Genomic DNA, 19832 nt, shown 5'->3' with positions numbered 1-19832 from the left:
AAATTATTTCTTACTAAACTCTTCTTTACAAATATACTGATTTATCATCAAATTATTCACAAGATTTATTTTTCAAATCTTAAAACTGAAAATAAATAAACGGCTGAATCCCTGCTGTTTTAAATTGAAATAAAACTAACAGAATAGCTACAATAATAATTGCTTTCACAACATCTGGAAGGTCTGCAAAGGCAATTCGTGTCGCTGCTTTTATATCTTCTGGCAACCAATGAACAATGAAACCTAAAAGCAAGACGGCATAAATAGTTTTATATGCTGCAATCCTCTCAAAAATCCCTGCAAATTCGAACTTATAAAAAATCTGTTCTAACATTAAATTGACTGTCGCAACATCGGCAGCACGAAAATACATCCAACAAAAACAGACAAAATGAAAGGTAATGATGAGCATTATCAAGTTATAAACCTTTGACTTTTGCCAAGATTCTGGAATATCTACAAAAGTAAGCCAAAGTTTATGAACAGCTAAAGCAACTCCATGAAGCGCACCCCAAATCACAAAACGCCAAGCATTTCCGTGCCAAAGTCCACCTAAAAGCATAGTCAGAAATAGGTTCACATACGTTCTTGCTTTGCCTTTTCTATTTCCACCTAAAGGAATATATAAATAATCACGCAGCCAAGAAGAAAGCGAAATATGCCACCTACGCCAAAAATCAGTAATACTTACAGATTTGTAAGGAGAATTGAAATTAATAGGCAAACGAAAACCTAAAAGCAAAGCTACACCAATCGCAATATCTGTATAACCCGAAAAATCGCAATAAATCTGAATCGCATAACCATAAACAGCCATCAGATTTTCAAAGCCTGTGTATTGAAATGGCTCTGCAAAAACTCTGTCGACATAATTAGCCGAAATATAATCTGAAATCAACATTTTCTTAACCAAACCATTGATAATCAGAAAAATAGCTTCATTATATTCTGTACTTGAAAGTTTGTATTTTTTATAAATCTGTGGTACAAACTCAGATGCTCTCACAATAGGTCCTGCGACAAGTTGAGGAAAAAAGCTCACATAAAACCCAAAATCTACTATATTTTTGACAGGTTCTAGCTGCCTTCTATAAATATCTATAGAATAACTTATTGTCTGAAAGGTATAAAACGAAATACCAACAGGAAGGAAAATAGAAGTGGTATCAAAATAAGGCTTTCCTACAATAAGGTTGAGGAAATAAGAAAAATAGTCTGTTTTGGCAATATCCCAAGAAGTTCCTGAAATCCATTCAGAAGTGGTATTAAGAGAATCGACAAAGAAAAAAGTATATTTAAAATAAGCTAAGACTGATAAATTAATAACTACACTAAGTGTAACAAGTAATTTCCGATGTTTTTCGTCTTCACTTTTAAAAATAGATTCCCCAATAAAATAATCTACAATAGTAGAAAAAATCAGAAGTAGAAAAAACCAACCACTTGATAAATAATAAAAATAAAGACTAAAAATAGCTAGAAAAGAAGTTCTGGCAATCTGTTTATCTTTTGCAAACTGATAAACGAAAAGTACGAGCGCAAAGAAAAACCAAAACAATACTTTCGTAAAAATCAGTGGGTCATTTTCTTTGTACAATAAAATACTTTTCCAAATACTTTCCATAGAGGCTAAAGAAATCAGTTTGTACGTTTGGTTGGATAATGGTTATTAGCAAAACAGTTTCAAAACTACTAAAAAAAAGGATTCTATTTTAGAAAAAATGGAAAAAATTAAAATTAAAATGAAAAGCACTACAAATTTGATTGTGCTTTATGTAGAAAAAACAAATTTGATTTATTTTTTTCGTATATTTTCTAACTTTAACCTAACACTATCATTTTATCTAACTTTACCCCCAAATAAAATTAAAATATGCATCTACTTTATCAAAGTGTCGATGAATGTGCTAGTTCTTATATTGATACAGAAACAAATTACTATCTTATTCGATTACAAAAAAAAGTAACCGAAGAAGATTACAAAGCTGCCTATTCTGCTATATTAGAAAGTAGTGAAACAAAACCGTATAGAAAAATTATTCTCTCTGTAGTAGACGATAAAAACTTTCCACTTTCTGTTCCTTTTTCAGCTCGCAGTTGGTTTGCTTCTTATTTTGCGCCTAAATTTTATGCGATGGCAGAGAAAGATGTAACTGTAGGAATAGTAAAGCCTAAAACAAAGTTTCAAGAAAACATGATGAATGTTATCTTAGGTGTAGTTGATAAAGCCAACATAAAAATAAATGCCGAATATTTTGAAAGTGAAGAAGAAGCTAGAGAATGGATAAAAAATGCTGCCTAACTTTATTTAAAAAACAGATTCAAATAACCACACGGTATTTTAAATCTGTTTTTTATTTCTAGGATAAGGAAAAAAAATTTTATTTTTTTAGATTTTGCCACAAAGATTGTTTAGTCTTCGTAGTTATTTAAATTTACTAAGTAATTATTTATTCTTTTAAGAAAAAATAACTTACACTACAATATTTAAATAAAAAACAATATGAATTTTATATACTTAAAATACAATTGTATTTATTTCATTTCAACTTTAACAATATTCTTTTTTTATTTTACAAATAGCTATGCTCAAGTAGATGTAATAGAAGATGAGTATGAGTACGATACAATTATTATAAAAAGAAAAGTAAAGCAACAATTTATTTATTCTAATTATAAAAAATCTGACCTAGATTTTTATCTTTCTCCTATTGCTCTTCTAGAACCTTTTGCAACAGTTTATTTTGGAACAGAATATTTTTTAGAAGATAAAGTTTCTCTTTATACAGACATAGGATATATCCTAAACTTCAGAAAAGAAAGAAATCTAGAAAATAGTGGAATTCCTTTACCTCATTCTAATTATCCTAGTTACGTTATAAAACCTGAAATACGATTTTATACAACAAACAATCCTCAAAAGGCTTCCTATCACGCCATAAAATTTATGTTTCGAAATATGAATTATAAGGAGAAACAAATAGTATATGATGAATATTTTTTTGATCCAACAACGCAAAGTTGGACAGTGGCAGGAGTTAGTTATGAATCAGATTATAGAGTCAGAAGGTGTTCTATAGGAATACAATATAGTAAAGGTTGGAAAGGAAAGTTCGTCAAGACATGGACAAGCAACTTTTATTTTGGGGTAGGTGCAAGACTTATTTCAAATAAACTCATAGATAAACGTCCAACCCCCTTTACTGATGATTGGATAGAATTGGGATTAGATTTTTTAGATTTAGAAAGACAGTACAAACTTTTTTCTATGGATATTTCGGTTGGTGTAAGAATCGGAACTAAACTCCAAGCAAGAGCAGCTAACTAAAAGCTATTCTTGTTTAGTAGTCTCAGAATACAATTTAAATAAAGTCTTTTGCGTTTTTTTGCAAAAGGCTTTTTTGCTAGACAGAATGTAGATTAATGGTAAATTGGTATAAAAAATAAAATAGCAGATAACTGGTGTTTCCCCGACGACATAGATTATTGCCAATCCCAAGTTTACTTAGAATTACTCAGAAGTAATTAGTATGCAGAGCGAATTTTGAGCATTTTTTTATAATAAATTCCTTTAATACAAGAATTATTTGTATTTTTAAAATAAAAGAGACAAATTGCCTTTCTATTTCAGTGCAGAACAGCAAATTATTCTACCACAATTTTAATAAAAAACAGTTATTTGTTTGCAAAAAATCAAATTTATATATTTTATAAAAACTCGTGTGATTTGATTACATTTGCAAAATACAAACATAGAGACTATCCTACATAAATAATAGATTATAAAAAAATTTACACAGAATTGATTTAAAGGTTAATTAAGCAAACAGAATAGCAAAAGCTATCTTGTACAAATCATTAAAATAAAAAATATTTATGGCTATGTTCCAATCGAAAAAACAAACAGTAGGCTCAACAGAGGTAGAAGCAAACAATATTATAGGTAAAGGCACTAAAATTATAGGTGACCTGATAACACAAGGAAATATTCGAATTGATGGAGAAATCAACGGAAATATCACATCCAAATCTAAAGTAGCTTTAGGAAGTGGATCAAACCTAAAGGGAAATCTTGTATCTAGTAATGCAGAAATAGAAGGCGAAGTTACAGGAAATCTTTTTATTGCTGAACTGCTTATCTTGAAAGCAAATGCTGTTATTAATGGTGATGTTTGTGCGCTGCGCATGATAACTGAACCAGGTGCTAAAATAAATGGTCAGTGCAAAGTAGGAGAAGCTCCAAAAGTAACAACCTCATTACAAAATCCAACTCTAAATAGCTCTTCTAATTCTGGAATAAACGGTAAAAAGAATGAACGACAAATCGAACAAAAATCAGAACGAGAACTTCAAACCTCAAGATAATTCAAACTCATCAGATAAATTCTCTGATTTAGAAGATAAATTTCATAGACAATTGAAAGAAACTGAAGATAAATTAGATAGGGAATTTGAAGAAGAATTGAATAAAAATTTTAATACTGATACCGATAAGATTAGCAAAACAATTTCTGTAGAAAATATAGAACCTGTTCCTACTTTTAAAAACTCTTATACAGAAAAATTAGATGTTGCTTCTAAAAAAAGAGAAGAGGCTCTAAAAAAAGGATCTAATAAATATATCAAATACTCTAGTATTGGAATGGAGATGATAGGTTCTGTAATTTTAGGAGGTTTTGGAGGAAATTGGTTAGATAAAAAATTAGAGTTTAGCTTTCCTTTCTTTACAATTACACTCATTTTACTTGGTTTAACAGCTACGTTTGCACATCTTATTATGCAACTCAATACTGACAGAAAAGCTGAGGAAGAGCAAGCTAAAAAGTCCAAAAAATAAATCAAGGAATGAGTTATTTTTTGGACTTTTTCATTTGCTTGTTTTCATATTATTTATTTCCAAAAACAAGTTCTTCTATTTGATTAAATGGCAAGTGGTCTGGAATATCTTTTCCATAATGTGCTTTTATAATATTCAGATTTTCATCTACTAAAAAGTCAGCTGGAATAGAATGAATTTGAGTTTCACCAGAATCTATTTCATAACCTTTTTCAACTAATTTGGAATGAATAGCCATTTGTTCTTTTGAATTAATGGTGGCATTAAATTTTTCAGCAGAAACTTCTGTACCATATTTTCGATAGGTTGCTCTTCCAAAGTCTGCAATAATCGGAATAGGAGAAACTCCTTGATGAAAAGAGCTACGCAAGACTATGTCTTTTTTTGCTTCCAAAAAGAAAATCATTTCCAAACTATCTTTCCATTGGTCATTTTTAGCTGTCAATTGATGAATTCGAAAATTACAAAAAGGGCAAGCTACATTTCTAAAAAAAGAAATCAATATTTTTTTGCCTTTGTTTTTATAAGCTGACAAATCGATTTCTCTATCATAAATATCAGTCAAGCAAAATAAAGGAGCTGGCTGACCAGTTTCTAAACGGTTAGACATAAGTTTTTTTTAAAGTAAAAGGAATTAAAATCTAAAGTAAATACTAAGTGAGTACGGCAATTGTTTATTCGTAAAAATAAAGACAAAAATGAGTTTAACTTTCTATAAAACAGCTTCTATTCTTTCAAAAGGCAAATGGTCGGCTGCACTAGCACCATAATAGACTTCTATGATATTTAGATTCTCATCTAATAAAAAATCAGCTGGAATAGTTCTCGTCAATTCCTCACCAGAATCTACAGCCAGCCCCATTTCTTTGGCTGTCTTGAATGTGGTTCTATGTTTTGCAGAAAGCAAAGTTCCATAAAATTTGAAAGTAGATTTTTCTATTCCATATTCTTGATAGAGAACCTTTTTTTCATCACTAATAATTGGAATAGGAGAAACATCTTGATGAAATGTGCTACGCAAAACAACATCTTTTTTAGATTCTAAGAAAAAAATCATTTCTAGCTTGTCTTTCCATTTTTCATTTTTTCTTGTCAATTGATGAATTCTAAAATTACAAAATGGGCAAGCTACATTTCTGAAAAAAGAAATCAAGATTTTTTTATTTTTGTCCTTATAGGAAGATAAATCTATTTTTCTGCCATAAATATCTTCTAAAGAAAACAAAGGTGCAGTTTGACCAGCTTTTAAACGCATAATAAATATTTTTGGAGAGTCATATCTAAACAATTCAGCAAAATAACGTATTTAGACCAGTTTTGGTTACTTGGTTAGCTGATATGTATTAATTATTCTTTTATTCTTAACAAATTATAGGTTTCGAAGTTTTTACACTTTACTCTTTTCTCAAAATAGCTTATTATTGCACTCTTTTTTTTATATATTGCGTTTTAAATCCTTTCCCTAAAGAAGAAATGGATTTATACAAGTTATTTTGTTTTTTTTATTACTTCATTTAATCTAAAATACTCTTTATGAATACTCTAAAAATCCACGTTTTGGCAGACGAAGAAAGTAGCAAAGAAGCTAAAAATCTAAAAAATTGGTTAGAAAATGATGAAGATTTGGATTATCAAAAAATAAATCAAGAACGTGCAGAACTGAAAGAAGACGAAGCAGGAGGAGCTATGGAAGCTACTTTAGCTGTTGTTTTGGGTGCACCAGCCGTGGTTCAACTTGTAAAAGCTCTACAAACTTGGTTTACACAAAAAGGACAAACCAAAAGAGGAGAAGAAATAACAGTTGAGTTTGAAAAAGCTGATGGAACAAAATTTAAAGTAAATGCAAAACAGCTTAATGACCAATCAGCAGACCTTATTAGAGAACTAGCTTCTCTTTCAAAATAATTTTTTTTATTTAAACACAGGGTTCACAGAGGAACGCAGAGAATACTTTTTTTAAATTCACTATAATTGTATTTTAATTCTGACTTCTAAATTCTAAATTCTTACTTTATTTCATGAGGTTAATAGACGCAGCAAAGACACAAGCCGTTTTGATAGGCATTAGCAGTTATATTGCTGATGAGTCGCTGCATGACCTTGCTGCTGCCAAAACCAATGTCGACAAACTTGAAAAAGTGCTTGCTTCGCCTACTGTTGGAATAAATAAGGAGAATATTACCACACTTCATAATGCAGCTCAACCTCAAGAAATTTTGCGAGTAATCAAAACAGCAGCTCAAAACGCTCAAAAAAGTTTGGTTATTTATTATTCTGGACACGGAATATTGGATGAAGAGTTTAATCTTTATTTAAGTACGAGTGAAACCAAAGTAGAAGATATTTTTTTTACAGGCGTTTCTATTGATGCCATTAATAGAGTTATTCAGAAAGAAAGATTATTGGTTGTTTTGGTGTTGGATGCATGTTTTAGTGAGAAAGCATTTGAGCAGTTTCGCAAAACTAATTTTTATGTTTTGGCTTCTTCTAAGAAAAATACTCCGTCAAAATATCCTCCAGCAGAAGAATATTCAGCTTTTACAAGTGAGTTTATAAATATTTTAGAAAATGGAATTAATATTCGCAAAACAGAACTTGCCTTGCGTGATATTTATCTTCAATTAGAAAAAAATCTGACTTCAAAAGGTTTTCCTCAACCTCGCCAAGTAAATACAAATTTGGTTCAGGAACTTATTTTTGCCAAAAATAATTCGAATACAGTTGTTCCTTCTACACAGCTTAATAGAAATATTATTTTGCCTGTTTTTTATGCTGTTGCCAAATATAGAAATCTGCAAATCGGAACAGTTGTAGAAGAAGGAGATTTAGAAATCGAAAATCCATTTGCTGATGATGAGTTGAGTTCTTATTTTGAAGATGATGAAGGCGATACAAATTACACTGAAAATCTTCAACTCACTCAACGAGCCAATCAGATTGTACGTTATTTTCCTTTATTTATAGCCGAAGAACTCAAACGACTTTTTGCGCCTTCGCCTTCCGAACAAGAGCGAAATTTAGGTAGAATAAATCAAATTTTGCGTACTTATTTTGCTACTATGCGTTATATGGCGTATCTCCTTTTGGCAGAGCTTTGGGACGAAAAAGTAAAACATTCTATTTTACTGTCTACTACTTTCAGTTCTCTTTTTAAGGAAATAGATAATCCTACACCTTCATTATATTTGCCTTTAGTAGAGGAAATTTTGGAGTTATTTTTAAAAAATAATAGAATACCTTATATTTCAGAACTTCAAGAATGGAAAAAAGAATTTGAGGAAACAAAATTTCAAGATGCCTATCATTCTTTAGAGAGTTTGTATCAAAATTGGCGTACACAAGCAGCTACATGGAATAATGAAATGATTGAAAATCAATGTTTAGATGCTGAAAATCATTTGACTATTATTTTAGAACAATTAGCTTTCCTGACTAACTACGAACTCATTTCTATCAGAAGTATTCGTGTTATTAAGCTCAAAAACAGTAAAGCTAACTTTGTTCATTCCTTGAATCATCTTTTTGCTGACACCAACCAATCTGGACAAATCAAAAAAGAACCTTTGAGTTATTATACGGATAGTCATTCGGTCTGTATTACCAAACAAACCAATCTACAAGAAGAAATACTAAACCTTTCGCCCTTATTTTTTGATAAAAATACGTACACCAATAATATTCCTAGCATTTATTTTTATGAACGAAAAGATAATATTACTGGAGGTTATTTGTATCGCCCAACTTTTTCAAGAGATGTAGCTGCCGAACCTTTGGCATCTACAAGTGGAGATATTCGTCTTTTAGAGCTGTTTGAAGCATTTAAGAAAAGTCTTTCTTGATTTTTTTGCTCTGTGTCGGCGGTGAGACACCGACAACGGCAAGTTTCAAGCGTCCGACGCTTCAAACAGCTATTATAATTTAATATTCGTTTTTATAAATTTTACCTTCAGCTTGATATTTTGCTATCAATTCTTCTTGTTTTTTGGTATTTTTATTTTTGATAGCTTCATAATAAGGTTTTATGATAGTAGCCGTTTCTGTATCTGAATAACTACTTGTAACAGTTTGATAAGCTTCTTGAAAATCTTGAGTTATTTCTTTGGTTTGATAATCAAAAAGTGGTGTGTTATCCATTCCTTCTAAAAGATAGGTTAGATATATTTTTTTAGAACCTTTCAATTCGTCCATTAATTCAGAATAAAAATCAGGATTTTCTTTTATAAAATTCTCTGCCCAAATTATACGTTCTGCCAAACGAGTAGGTGAAATAATCAAACCTCCATCACTTGCAAACATTTCTTTTGCTTCTTTATTTTTCTGAACAAGATATTTTTGTAGTGGTTCAGAAATTTTGTCATAAAAATATTCTTTTAGAAAATCTCTATTTTGAAGGATAAAAGTTGAGCCTTCTACCATTCCAATTCCGAAACCATGACTAGCAAGTTCTTTATGATAAGCCATTATTTCAGGTGAAGCATCTTTTCCATCATTATAGCCATTATATATTCCTGCAATTTGGTCATATTTATCATATTGCCCACTTTGTTCTCCATTTTTGTAGTGTTGCTCATCCAAATTATAGGCAAGAGAAGTATATAATTTATCAAAAATCAGAAAACCTTCATCAGCTTGTTCAGGTGTAGCAGAGGCATATAATTCTTGAAACTTTTCAGCAGCCTGTTTGGAAGAACTGATTTTTGTAGTGTCTAAAGCAGATACAAAAGTCTGATATTCTTCTGATGGATTAACTGTTTCAACAATTTTTTTAGTTTCTATGCTTACAGAGTCTGTTTCATTACTTTCAGTAGCTTCTTTTTGGTCAGTCCCTCCACACGAAAATAATAAACCACTTGAAAAAGTAAGTAGCAATAGAAAAAATACAGAATATAAATTGGTAGTTTTCATAAATAAAGTAGTTAGAGGAAATTATGAATTAAAAATTACGAATTTAAACTATTTATTATCAGTTAGTTCGTTGAAAACAGCAACTTATTTCATTATTATTCCTAGTTGAGAAAATCGGTATTCCTAAAGATAAAAAATAAAATTGTGAGGAAGCTGTTTGAGAGATTGTTTTATCTTTCAAAGGATTCTAGAGTATAATCGAAGCGATAAATTGCAGGATAACAAATATAATGAATCCTTCCTTCAAAATTCATCTGCTTTGGAGTAAATCTATCAATGATTATTCTCCAGTTCGCAGTTGGGTCTTGCTTAAATAATTCTCTTATTGCAAACCACTCTTGTTGAGTAAGCTGTTGTTTTTTTTCTGTAAATAAATCATTCATAACTACTTCATTGTTTTTTACTAAAATCGATGTAAATTCAATAGAATAACGAGCATCTAAAGGACAATTTTTAAGAAAATTCTTATCTGGAATTACATCTACTCGTAACCTTCTAGGAAATTTATCTTTAGTAAGAATACAATTTATTTCAGGTGCAGGAACTAGTTTTACATTATATTTTCTACTAAAAAGCTCTTTTCCATTATACAAAACTTGTAAAGTAGATTTGGCAGAATGAGGAATAAGAATAATTTTAGAAACTGAATTTATTATTATTCCTCCTCCCTTTACTTCAAAAGTAATCTTTGTAGTATCTATATCTTTTGGATAATTAATAATGACTTCATTTGCACATTTCAAATACAAACTTCTCTTTGTAGAATCTATTTGAGCAGTCACAAAATGAGAACAAACAAAATAAGAAAGGAAGAAAATAATAAAAATTTTGATATTCATTTCAAAGATTCTTTAAATGAGAAGATACAATTAGAGACATAAATTAAATAGACTGCTATTTTAAAATTATTAATTGCTTTATAATCAATAAGTTGTGATCGTAATTGACTTGTATTGTGTTTCAGTTCGTAATTTTTAATTAGCTTCGCTGCTTTAACAGGTCGTAATTCGTAATTGATACTTACCTATTCACTCTCCAAAAATAATTCAATTTCTTAAAAAAACCATCCCAGTTTCTGCCTTTGTCTTCTATAAAAAAAGTATGAATAGCATTACTTTTCATATAAATCTCTAACTGATAACGTCCTTTGACTCCATAATAAAAAAGGAGTAAACCAACAGCTCCTAATCCCATTCCAATCCAAAGATTCAAAGAACCTTTCAGACTTGCAACAATAGAAAAAGCTCCTCCAATTCCCCCCAAAAGCAAAGGAAACATCAAACGTTTGTAACGAAGTTCTATTTTTTCAACTTGAGAAAGAATAAAACGTTTTTGTTTTCCTTCTCGCTTATAAATTAGTGTTTTGTTTGTGAGTGTCCAACGAGAAATTAAATCGGTCTGAATTGTTGCCTGTTCTTGTTCTGGAAAAGCAATCCAAAAAGGACTAAAACTAGCTGTTTGTTCAAATTTGGGAATAGAAACCGTTTTTGGAGAAATCAGTTCTGAATTCAAGCTAGGAAGAGAAACAGAATAAGAAGGTTCTGAAAAATATTTTTTCACTTCCTTGTTTCGAACTAAAAAATCCTTCGAAATAGAAGAAGAATTTGCTAAAACTTCTTTATTTTCTAAAGGATTTTTCTTAGACTGTAAAAATTTAAAAAATGATAAAATACTCAAAGTAATTGTGAATGGTAAATTGTGAGGTTGTTGGTGTCGTTTCGCTAAAACACCAACAACGGCATTAAATTAAAATGATTTTTTGTGTAATTGTATTCCCAATTCCCATCCCTATTTCCTAGTCTCCAAAAATTACTCAAATCTCATGTGTTTCATCGATTCTCCTGATTTTGCAATACGTTGTAATGTTTCAATTCCAACTTGCAAATGACGTTCTGCAAATAATGATGTAACTGAGGAGTCACTTTTTGAAGTCTTTACTCCTTCTGGAATCATTGGATTATCTGATACCATAAGTAGCGCACCACGAGGAATTTCATTGACAAAACCAACTGTAAAAATGGTAGCTGTTTCCATGTCAATTGCCATTACACGCATATCTTCCAAGTATTTTTTAAAACCTGTATCGTGTTCCCAAACTCTACGGTTTGTTGTATAAACTGTTCCTGTATAGTAGTCTAATTGATGATTTCGGATAACAATAGAAGCCGATTTGTGAATACGGAAAGAAGGCAAAGCAGGAACTTCATTTGGTAAATAATCGTTACTTGTTCCTTCACCACGAATAGCAGCAATAGGCAAGACGAAACTTCCTAGTTCATTTTTTTTCTTTAAGCCTCCACATTTTCCCAAAAACAACAGGGCTTTTATCTCAATAGCAGAAAGTAAATCCATAACTGTGGCAGCCATAGCACTTCCCATTCCAAAATTGATAATCGTAATATTATCAGCCGTTGCTGTTTGCATAGGCTTATCTCTTCCATTTACTTCTACGCCAAAACGCTCAGCAAATTTTTCTACATAACCAATAAAATTGGTAAGTAAAATAAATTCACCAAAATCCTCTAACTTGCGTCCTGTATAACGTGGCAACCAATCTTTGACAATATTTTCTTTCTTAGACATGTCGTGTTGCGAGTGATCTTCTTCATACGAAGTCGTATAATTTTTTCCCAATGTAGTTGTGTGTTTAGGTAATAAATTTAGAATTTAAAATTTAGATTTTAGAAGTAAAATTTAATTTGTAGAGAAAAGGAACACCTTTTCCGTTTTTACATAAAATCGCCATTTCTTCAAAAATACATATAAATTCATATAAAATTTTATAAAGCGTGTTTCCCAAACTTAATATTCCTTCTTTTGAAGCCAAAATCAAGCTAGTAGAAAACACTACTGACAAACTTACAGACCAAAATAGTAAAAAATATCAAATTTTTGATATAATAAGAAAAAAATGGATTTTACTTACTCCTGAAGAGTGGGTTCGTCAGCATGTCATTCATTTTCTACTTTCTCAAAATTACTCTAAAAACTTAATGCAAATAGAAAGTGAACATCATTTTCAGGAGCGTAAGAAACGAACTGATATTTTGATTTTTGATAGAAATGGAAATCCTTTTTTGGTTGTGGAGTGTAAAGCTGCTCATATTTCGCTTTCTTCTAATGTTTTTTCACAAGTTGCTGTTTATAATTATTGTATTGATGCGCCTTTTGTCATGATAACCAACGGAATGCAATTAGGAGTTTTTGAAAAAACTACTGCTACAAATTCTTATAAAATGATTAAAGATTTACCTATTTTTTAGATTTACAAAAATTAATTCTTCTAAATTTTCGTTTTTATGAAAGATGCTCAAAAAACTAAAACTTCTTATTCTACTTGGATTTGGTTAGTAGCCATAATTCTATTTTGGATTGGATTAGCAAAAGGAATTCCTATTTTACTAAGTCATTTCGCTGATACAGAAGTCAAACAAATCTTATTGCCTTTTCAAAATGAATATTTTTCGTGGTGGGCATACTTTAAAACAGATTCGTATATTTTTCTCAACGCTCCTTTAGTTCGTGCAAATAGTAGTTGGCGACTATTTTTTGCATTTATTATTTGGCTTGTCTTGATGACACTTATTTATATTCCTTTTTCAGCTTTTAAGAATAATAAAGTAACTGATACTATTTTTAGAAGCATTGTTTGGATTTTATTTTTTGTAATCACTTTAGCTGTTTATTTTTTACCCTTGCGAGAAACCATCATTGACACAACTAATAAAGTCTTTTTTGTAAGAGAACAACCATTTACAAAAGCTATAAAAATCAATTTTTCGGAAATAACAGAATTACAATTTGAAACAAAACGAACTTCAACAGCAGATGAAAATTATTATCTGATTACCTTAGAAGTTTATGTTGCACAACAAAATGGAACAAAAATAAAATTAGGAGAACGTCCTTTGCAAGAAATTGATATTAGAAAAGATAACGAAAGAGAATTGTATAGAAGAGAACCTGCACCCAAAAAAACATTAGATTACATAAAAAATTTAGAGCTAAAATTGAATGAAATTGTTGGAATAAAGAAGCAAAATAACCTTTACTAATTTTTAATAAAAATGATTTAGTTATAATTCCGTATTTTTGCATAAAATTTCAATTCGTAATTTGAATACTTATTTATTCATAAAGAAAAAGCTGTTTTATGGCAATTAGCAATACAGAATTAGAGCAACAAGGAAAACATGAAGACCTTCACAAAAGAGAAGCTGATTTTCATGACGATTGGGCAACTTCCGAAGACCTTGCAGAAATAGATGTAGTAGCACTTTTTGAAGGACTTTGTGCCATCGAAAATCGTTATATGATTGAGCAAATGGGCAATCTGCAAGGTAAAAAAATACTTGATGTTGGTGCAGGATTGGGCGAAAGCTCAGTTTATTTTGCTATGCAAGGCGCAGAAGTGACCTATACAGATATTTCTCCACAAATGGGCGAACTTGCAAAAGAGTTAGCCAAACAATATGGAGTAAAAATTAATGTTGTGATTTCTCCTGCCGAAAAAATGGTTTTTGAGAAAGATTATTTTGATATTGTCTATTGTGCAAACCTAATGCACCACGTTCCTGAATCTGAACATACTATTTGGTTAGAAAATATACATCAGTTTTTACGAAAGGGTGGAAAACTCTATACGTGGGATCCAATAAAATATAATCCTGTCATTAATGTTTATCGAAAAATGGCAATGGATGTCAGAACGATTGATGAAATGCCTCTGGGTTTTGATATTCTAAAAAAATATAAAGCTACTTTTTCCAATGTTCATCACAAAGAATTTTGGCTTTCTACACTTTGGTTATTTTTATATTATTATTTGATAAAGCGTTACAATCCTAATAAAGTGCGTTATTGGAAACGCATTTATAAAGAAAATGAAAAAACAATCGGCTGGTGGTTTAAGCCTCTTTCAGCGTTAGATAATTTTTTATTAAAAATTCCTCTAATAAATAGATTAGCTTGGAATATTGTCATTGTTGCTGAAAAGTAATTTGTGGTATAACTTCACTTATTTTTTAAAGCAGAATATAATTCGATTTATGTTCTGCTTTGTTTTTTTTACTATAAAATTACTCTTCACATGTCCATTCAAGAACACAGACATAGAAATTAAAGCTCTCATCAACTTTAATTTCGTCTATATATAAACCAGCATCATCAATAGCTATATCAAAATTATATTTTTTCAAACTTTCTATCAAATTTTCATTTTCAAAGCTTTCTTTTAAATATTTAGCATCAATAAGCACATTGTTAAGATCCAAAAATCTAAAACTATATTTCAAAACCTGTTCAAGATTCGAATAATTGCCTCTAGTAGGAAAAATAATCAATTCTGTATTTTCTAAAAAATAGTATTCCGTATCCAACCTTTCCACAACTTTCAATAAGGAATCATAAGTATTTACTTTATAAAAAACATACGTTTTGTAGTTTGGAGTAATAGGAAAAGTTTCTACTCTTCTATTTATAGCTTGATTTGCTTTATTCGGAACTCCATTAATATCACTAGGTACAGTTGGTCTATTTTTTCCATAAGAATAAATGGGCATTCTACACTTCGAAATTCCTCTTTGAGATAAATAATATTGACAATTATGCGCCCTTTCCCAACCTAAGCGAATAGCATCTAAGGAATCTTTACATTCATATTTATCAGCAAAGCCACTTATTTTTATATTGACAAAAGGATGTTCTTTGAGATAAATAACTACTTTATTCAACTCTCTTTTTGCGTCTTCATTCAATTCTGTTTCGCCTGTTTTGAAATGTTGGTGGTCAATCCAAGTAGCAAAGCATAAATAACTACAAAAACAAAACAGAAAAGTCAGAATACATTTTTTCATTTTGAAGAATTTTTAATGATGAAAGCTACTTTGCAAATATAAAAAATCAAAACCAATTTCATTTTGTTATACGAATGGATAGAAATTTGGTAAATTAGCTTATTATTAAATGCTAAACCGTCGTTTAGGCTTTGCCGTCAAACGAGGATTTTGAAATTTATAAACCTCAACGACGACAACACCTCTTTGATGGTTCATCATATAGAATACACAACACAAAAAATAAAATTATGTCATTACTATTCGATTCATTTAAAGACTGGCAAAACCATTGTGAAACTAATAACGAACCTTTATATAAATCTGTTTTAGATTACGAAACTCAGCTTAGAGGAAAATCAGAAACACAGATTTTTGAAAACCTTAGTAAAGCCTTTGGTGTGATGAAGGATGCCGTCGAAACAGGTCTAAAAGAAGAAATGATTTCTCGTTCTGGAATGATAAACAATGGTGCAAAAAAAGTTTATCGCTACCCTACGCCTGTTTTATCGTTAGAATTTCAACATTTGATAGCTCGTGCGTTAGCTGCAAAAGAGGTTAATTCGTGTATGGGACGTATTGTAGCTGCACCAACAGCTGGAGCTTCAGGTATCTTACCTGGAACGCTTTACACTTTGCAGGAAATTCATGGAATAGAAGAAAGTAAAATTTTAGAAGGACTTTTGGTGGCTGCTGGAATTGCGCTTATTATCGAACAAAATGCTTCCTTAGCTGGTGCTGTTGGTGGCTGTCAAGCTGAAACAGGAAGTGCTGCTGCAATGGCTTCAGGTGCAATGGTATATTGTTTGGGAGGAGATATAAATCAAGTTTTTGGAGCTGTGGCAATTACAATTCAATGTATGCTTGGTTTGGTTTGCGACCCTGTGGCTGGTTTGGTGGAAGTTCCTTGTGTAGTCAGAAATGCAAGTGCTGCTGCTATTGCTTTTTCTTCGGCTCAAATTTCGCTGGCTAATGTAAATGCTGTTATTCCTGTTGATGAATGTGTCGCTGCGATGGGCGAAATTGGACAAAGTATGGAAGCAAGATATAAAGAAACGGCTTTGGGAGGTCTTGCAGCAACTTCTACTGGTCAGCAAATTTCAAAGCGTGTCTTGATTCATGATATTGAAATGCTTCCTGATGAGGAAGAAGAAAATTAGAAATTACGGATTACGGATTACGGATTACGGATTACGGATTACGGAAATTAGTTTTTCCTTTTAGTAGTAGCAAATTTAGTTTTATAATTTTAAATAAAAACATGTCAAAAAATCAGCATTCAAAGAAACACAGTCGTTGTTGGTGTTCTTACCAACGACATTTATACACTATTTTATTCCTAACTTTTTGTCTTTTCTCATTCGTTCCAAAACACGCTATTCATTTGAGCATTACAGAAATGGATTTTAAAGAAAAAGGTGAAAAAACAGAAATTCAAATCTCTCATAAAATTTTTATAGATGATTTGGAAAATGCACTTCGAAAGAATTATGAAATTGCTTTTCAGAAACAAAAACCAAACCTTTCTACCAAAACACAACACAAAGAAGCCAAAAAATATATTTATGAGTATCTAAAAAAGGTAGTCGATATAACTATTAATTCTCAAAAAACAGAGATAAATTATATTGGGTTAGAGTTTGAAGGAGATGTAGTTTGGATATATGGAACTTTGGAAAAAGAAAATTCAAGTGAAAAAGAATCTATTTCTATAAAAAATATGATTTTGATGGATTTATTTAATGACCAAAGAAATATGCTTTATATGACTAAAGAAAAAACGAAAGAGTTTCTAAATTTTACAAATGATGAACGTAGTCAAACAATAAAATTTTAAAATATCTGCTAAAATTTATTTTTTTTAAGTAAATAGAAATGTAAATTGGTTTTTGATTTTATTTTTTGATATATTTTGATTGTCAAAACTCACACTATGAAGTAAATAACTAACCACTTATCACTACTAACTATTTTTTTTATGGAAAATAATTCCTCTTCTACTGAAAAAAACTCTTCAAAAGCTAATTTTTCTGGACAAGCCTATAATCACAATCCATTAGAAAGAACAGTTGCTCTTATGAGTGATGAAGAGTATATCAATGAACGTTTAGTAGCTCAAATGAATTGGTATGATAGAAAAAGTAGTGATAATAAGAAAAAATATAAGCGTATAAAAAGAGCTGAAGCTATCATTGCAGCTCTTATTCCTGTCGTAATTACTTTTGGAGCATTCAAAATTGTTCAAGAAAATGATTTGGGTGTTTATTTGCAAGTGGTTGCTGCATTAGCTGGTGTTGCTTTAGTAATTATGAATAGCTTTTTAGAATTGGATGAACATCACAAACTTTGGAAAGAATACCGAGTAACGTGCGAAATGATGCGCCATGAGCGTTATATGTACATGACACGCAGTGAGCCGTATGATGAAGCTGATGCTTTTCCTCGTTTGGTAGAAAAAATTGAAGCTATTTTGAACTCTGAAACACAGCGTTGGAAACAAATAGATAAGAAAACAGATAAAAAACAAAAAAATCCTGCCTTACAAGAAGATAATGAAAACATAACTCGTGAAAAGAAATTATCTTAAATTAATTAGTAATTTATTTTTTTAAATTATAAGAAAATGCCAAAAGTATTTTTAGGAGGAACTGTAAATGGTTCGAAATGGAGAAATTATGTAATGCCTCGCCTACATATAGATTATTTTGACCCTGTGGTGGAAGAATGGAACGATGAAGCCTACCAAAAAGAGCTACACGAAAGAGAACATTGTGAATACTGTCTGTATGTACTTACTCCAATGATGAAAGGAGTTTATTCGGTGGCAGAAGTAGTAGATGACTCAAATAAGAGACCTAAAAAAACTCTTTTTTGTTTTCTGACAAAAGACGGAGATAAAGAATTTGACCCTGTACAAATAAAATCTATGAATGCTGTTACTAAAATGGTAATTGCTAATGGTGCAAAGCATTTTGAAAACTTAGATGAAGTAATTTCGTTTCTCAATACTGCACCTAGAAAAATTAGACACGCTTCTCCAACCTATTAAAAAAAAACATGCAAAACGATAATTTTTTAGATAAAGATTCTTTTTATTCAGAAACAGGATTTCAAATTACTAACCGTTCGAAAAATTTTCTTGCTACGGCAGCTTTTTGGGGAAAAATAGTAGCCATCTTGGGATTTTTGTTTACAGCTCTTATGGTTTTGATTATTGTAGCTGTTTTTTTTACAGACTCATCTGATATTAATCAAGAATTCGGAAATTTTGGACTTGTTAGTACAAAAATAGGCATCGTACTAATTTATTTTTTAACTGCCTTGGCTTATCTTATTCCATCTTTGTATCTATTTTTCTTTGCTCAGAAAACACAAGAATCGATACGTCATTCGGACAATAAAGCCTTAGAAGAAGGATTTAAAAACTTAAAATCACTTTTCAAATTTGCAGGAATCATCACACTTCTTACTTTAGTTTTGTTTGGTCTTGTTCTTGTATTTTTTATGTTTGTAGGAGCAAGCATGTAAAATTATATTTACACTTTTTTCTTATCAAAAAGATTTACTTTTCCTTTCTTGAATTGCATAGCATATAAATAACTACCTATTTCAAAAATTCCATAAAATGGAGAAGATTCTGTTTCCAAATCTGTTGGAAACCATTCTTTTTTAATTTCATTATTTGGTAGAAGAAATAATCCTTCTTGTGTTCCATTTGTACCAAAACTTTCCAAGTCTCCTTTCCAAAACTTTGAATTTAGTTCAGTTTCTAGTTTTTGGTTTACTTCTCTTATATTTTTGGTAGGCATTCCAATTTCATTTACACAAAGGATTTGAGATAAATCAAATTGTTTCTTAGCTGTTTCATTTTTTAGGTCATAACGAACAATAAACTCTGCAATATTTCCAGCACCATCATAAAAATAAATAGAATCAGCATTCCAACTCTCAAAACGTTGAATAATCCTTTTATCTTCAATTTTTATAATATCTAACCTACTACTCAACCATTTTATGGCTGCTTCCAACTGATTAGAGGGAATAAGAAAGCAATAATGATAAATATGCTTTTGTTCACTAGCTTCGAAAGTAATTTTGGTAAAACCTATCTGTAGAGTAAAATTTCTAATACTCGTTTTGCTTATTTCGAAACCAAGAGTTTTTTTATAAAAATAAAGTTGTTCTGTTAATTGGTTTGTAAATAGTGTGATTTCTTTAATTTTCATAAAATGGAGGATTTGATTGAAGCTGTTTAC

General features: G+C 30.5%; 23 protein-coding genes. 14 read left to right on the top strand and 9 right to left on the bottom strand.

The window, feature by feature from the left end; translation table 11 throughout:
• Positions 1–79: 79 nt before the first annotated feature.
• Positions 80–1624: an MBOAT family O-acyltransferase gene (locus V9L05_RS16565; protein WP_338812950.1), complete on the bottom strand. Its 1545-nt coding sequence runs from the start codon at positions 1622–1624 to the stop codon at positions 80–82.
• A gap of 249 nt (positions 1625–1873) precedes the next feature.
• Between V9L05_RS16565 and V9L05_RS16560 the strand changes: the two genes are divergently transcribed.
• The 4 genes from V9L05_RS16560 to V9L05_RS16545 all read left to right on the top strand — a co-directional run bounded on the left by V9L05_RS16560 (position 1874) and on the right by V9L05_RS16545 (position 4837).
• Positions 1874–2302 (top strand): STAS/SEC14 domain-containing protein, encoded by a 429-nt coding sequence (locus V9L05_RS16560; protein ID WP_338792106.1) that lies wholly within the window; start codon positions 1874–1876, stop codon positions 2300–2302.
• Between the two features lie 201 nt (positions 2303–2503).
• The gene (locus V9L05_RS16555; protein ID WP_338812949.1) at positions 2504–3328 is read left to right on the top strand and encodes a hypothetical protein; all 825 of its coding nucleotides are present in this window, start codon (positions 2504–2506) and stop codon (positions 3326–3328) included.
• Positions 3329–3882: 554 nt separating this feature from the next.
• A complete protein-coding gene (locus V9L05_RS16550; RefSeq protein ID WP_338792108.1) occupies positions 3883–4365 on the top strand; it encodes a polymer-forming cytoskeletal protein in 483 nt (160 codons plus the stop codon).
• Complete coding sequence (locus V9L05_RS16545; protein WP_338812948.1) at positions 4313–4837, top strand: AtpZ/AtpI family protein; 525 nt, start codon at positions 4313–4315, stop codon at positions 4835–4837. Before V9L05_RS16550 ends, V9L05_RS16545 begins: the two co-directional genes overlap by 53 nt.
• A 49-nt stretch (positions 4838–4886) precedes the next feature.
• On the opposite strand, the gene V9L05_RS16540 is transcribed toward V9L05_RS16545, so the two are convergent.
• Both V9L05_RS16540 and V9L05_RS16535 read right to left on the bottom strand, forming a co-directional pair.
• The gene (locus V9L05_RS16540) at positions 4887–5447 is read right to left on the bottom strand and encodes a redoxin domain-containing protein (protein ID WP_338792110.1); all 561 of its coding nucleotides are present in this window, start codon (positions 5445–5447) and stop codon (positions 4887–4889) included.
• A 102-nt stretch (positions 5448–5549) separates the two neighbouring features.
• On the bottom strand, positions 5550–6092 hold the full coding sequence (locus tag V9L05_RS16535) for a redoxin domain-containing protein (RefSeq protein ID WP_338812947.1): 543 nt from the start codon (positions 6090–6092) through the stop codon (positions 5550–5552).
• Positions 6093–6370: 278 nt separating this feature from the next.
• Between V9L05_RS16535 and V9L05_RS16530 the strand changes: the two genes are divergently transcribed.
• Together V9L05_RS16530 and V9L05_RS16525 are read left to right on the top strand one after the other, a co-directional pair.
• A complete protein-coding gene (locus tag V9L05_RS16530; protein ID WP_338812946.1) occupies positions 6371–6742 on the top strand; it encodes a hypothetical protein in 372 nt (123 codons plus the stop codon).
• A 113-nt stretch (positions 6743–6855) separates the two neighbouring features.
• Positions 6856–8676: a caspase family protein gene (locus tag V9L05_RS16525; protein ID WP_338812945.1), complete on the top strand. Its 1821-nt coding sequence runs from the start codon at positions 6856–6858 to the stop codon at positions 8674–8676.
• A gap of 79 nt (positions 8677–8755) precedes the next feature.
• Here the strand turns inward: V9L05_RS16525 and V9L05_RS16520 are convergent, their stop codons facing one another.
• From V9L05_RS16520 to V9L05_RS16505, 4 genes are all read right to left on the bottom strand, one after another.
• Positions 8756–9742, bottom strand: coding sequence for a hypothetical protein (locus tag V9L05_RS16520; protein WP_338812944.1), 987 nt, complete (start codon positions 9740–9742; stop codon positions 8756–8758).
• Between the two features lie 170 nt (positions 9743–9912).
• Positions 9913–10581, bottom strand: a complete 669-nt coding sequence (locus tag V9L05_RS16515; protein ID WP_338812943.1) for a hypothetical protein — start codon at positions 10579–10581, stop codon at positions 9913–9915.
• A 181-nt stretch (positions 10582–10762) separates the two neighbouring features.
• On the bottom strand, positions 10763–11419 hold the full coding sequence (locus V9L05_RS16510) for a hypothetical protein (protein WP_338812942.1): 657 nt from the start codon (positions 11417–11419) through the stop codon (positions 10763–10765).
• Between the two features lie 132 nt (positions 11420–11551).
• The gene (locus V9L05_RS16505) at positions 11552–12325 is read right to left on the bottom strand and encodes an AMP nucleosidase (RefSeq protein WP_338794224.1); all 774 of its coding nucleotides are present in this window, start codon (positions 12323–12325) and stop codon (positions 11552–11554) included.
• Between the two features lie 206 nt (positions 12326–12531).
• Between V9L05_RS16505 and V9L05_RS16500 the strand changes: the two genes are divergently transcribed.
• The 3 genes from V9L05_RS16500 (at position 12532) to V9L05_RS16490 (ending at position 14741) form a co-directional block, all read left to right on the top strand.
• Positions 12532–13005 (top strand): type I restriction enzyme HsdR N-terminal domain-containing protein, encoded by a 474-nt coding sequence (locus V9L05_RS16500; RefSeq protein ID WP_338812940.1) that lies wholly within the window; start codon positions 12532–12534, stop codon positions 13003–13005.
• Between the two features lie 36 nt (positions 13006–13041).
• Positions 13042–13797: a hypothetical protein gene (locus V9L05_RS16495; RefSeq protein WP_338812939.1), complete on the top strand. Its 756-nt coding sequence runs from the start codon at positions 13042–13044 to the stop codon at positions 13795–13797.
• A 98-nt stretch (positions 13798–13895) separates the two neighbouring features.
• Positions 13896–14741, top strand: a complete 846-nt coding sequence (locus tag V9L05_RS16490; protein WP_338792119.1) for a class I SAM-dependent methyltransferase — start codon at positions 13896–13898, stop codon at positions 14739–14741.
• Between the two features lie 79 nt (positions 14742–14820).
• On the opposite strand, the gene V9L05_RS16485 is transcribed toward V9L05_RS16490, so the two are convergent.
• Positions 14821–15597: an OmpA family protein gene (locus V9L05_RS16485; RefSeq protein ID WP_338812938.1), complete on the bottom strand. Its 777-nt coding sequence runs from the start codon at positions 15595–15597 to the stop codon at positions 14821–14823.
• A gap of 230 nt (positions 15598–15827) precedes the next feature.
• Between V9L05_RS16485 and sdaAA the strand changes: the two genes are divergently transcribed.
• From sdaAA to V9L05_RS16460, 5 genes are all read left to right on the top strand, one after another.
• On the top strand, positions 15828–16736 hold the full coding sequence (sdaAA, locus tag V9L05_RS16480) for an L-serine ammonia-lyase, iron-sulfur-dependent, subunit alpha (RefSeq protein WP_338812937.1): 909 nt from the start codon (positions 15828–15830) through the stop codon (positions 16734–16736).
• Between the two features lie 101 nt (positions 16737–16837).
• Positions 16838–17413, top strand: a complete 576-nt coding sequence (locus tag V9L05_RS16475; protein ID WP_338812936.1) for a DUF6702 family protein — start codon at positions 16838–16840, stop codon at positions 17411–17413.
• Positions 17414–17554: 141 nt separating this feature from the next.
• Positions 17555–18163 (top strand): DUF4231 domain-containing protein, encoded by a 609-nt coding sequence (locus V9L05_RS16470; protein WP_338812935.1) that lies wholly within the window; start codon positions 17555–17557, stop codon positions 18161–18163.
• 36 nt (positions 18164–18199) lie between these two features.
• Positions 18200–18625 (top strand): nucleoside 2-deoxyribosyltransferase domain-containing protein, encoded by a 426-nt coding sequence (locus V9L05_RS16465; protein ID WP_338812934.1) that lies wholly within the window; start codon positions 18200–18202, stop codon positions 18623–18625.
• 8 nt (positions 18626–18633) lie between these two features.
• A complete protein-coding gene (locus V9L05_RS16460; protein ID WP_338792126.1) occupies positions 18634–19104 on the top strand; it encodes a DUF5362 family protein in 471 nt (156 codons plus the stop codon).
• 8 nt (positions 19105–19112) lie between these two features.
• On the opposite strand, the gene V9L05_RS16455 is transcribed toward V9L05_RS16460, so the two are convergent.
• Positions 19113–19802: a hypothetical protein gene (locus tag V9L05_RS16455; protein ID WP_338812933.1), complete on the bottom strand. Its 690-nt coding sequence runs from the start codon at positions 19800–19802 to the stop codon at positions 19113–19115.
• Positions 19803–19832: the final 30 nt, after the last annotated feature.

Origin of the sequence: Bernardetia sp. Wsw4-3y2 (genome assembly GCF_037126295.1) — a bacterium.
Lineage (GTDB): Bacteria > Bacteroidota > Bacteroidia > Cytophagales > Bernardetiaceae > Bernardetia.
The sequence above is the reverse complement of the archived record's forward strand: the minus strand, read 5'-3'. Positions and strand labels throughout refer to the sequence as shown.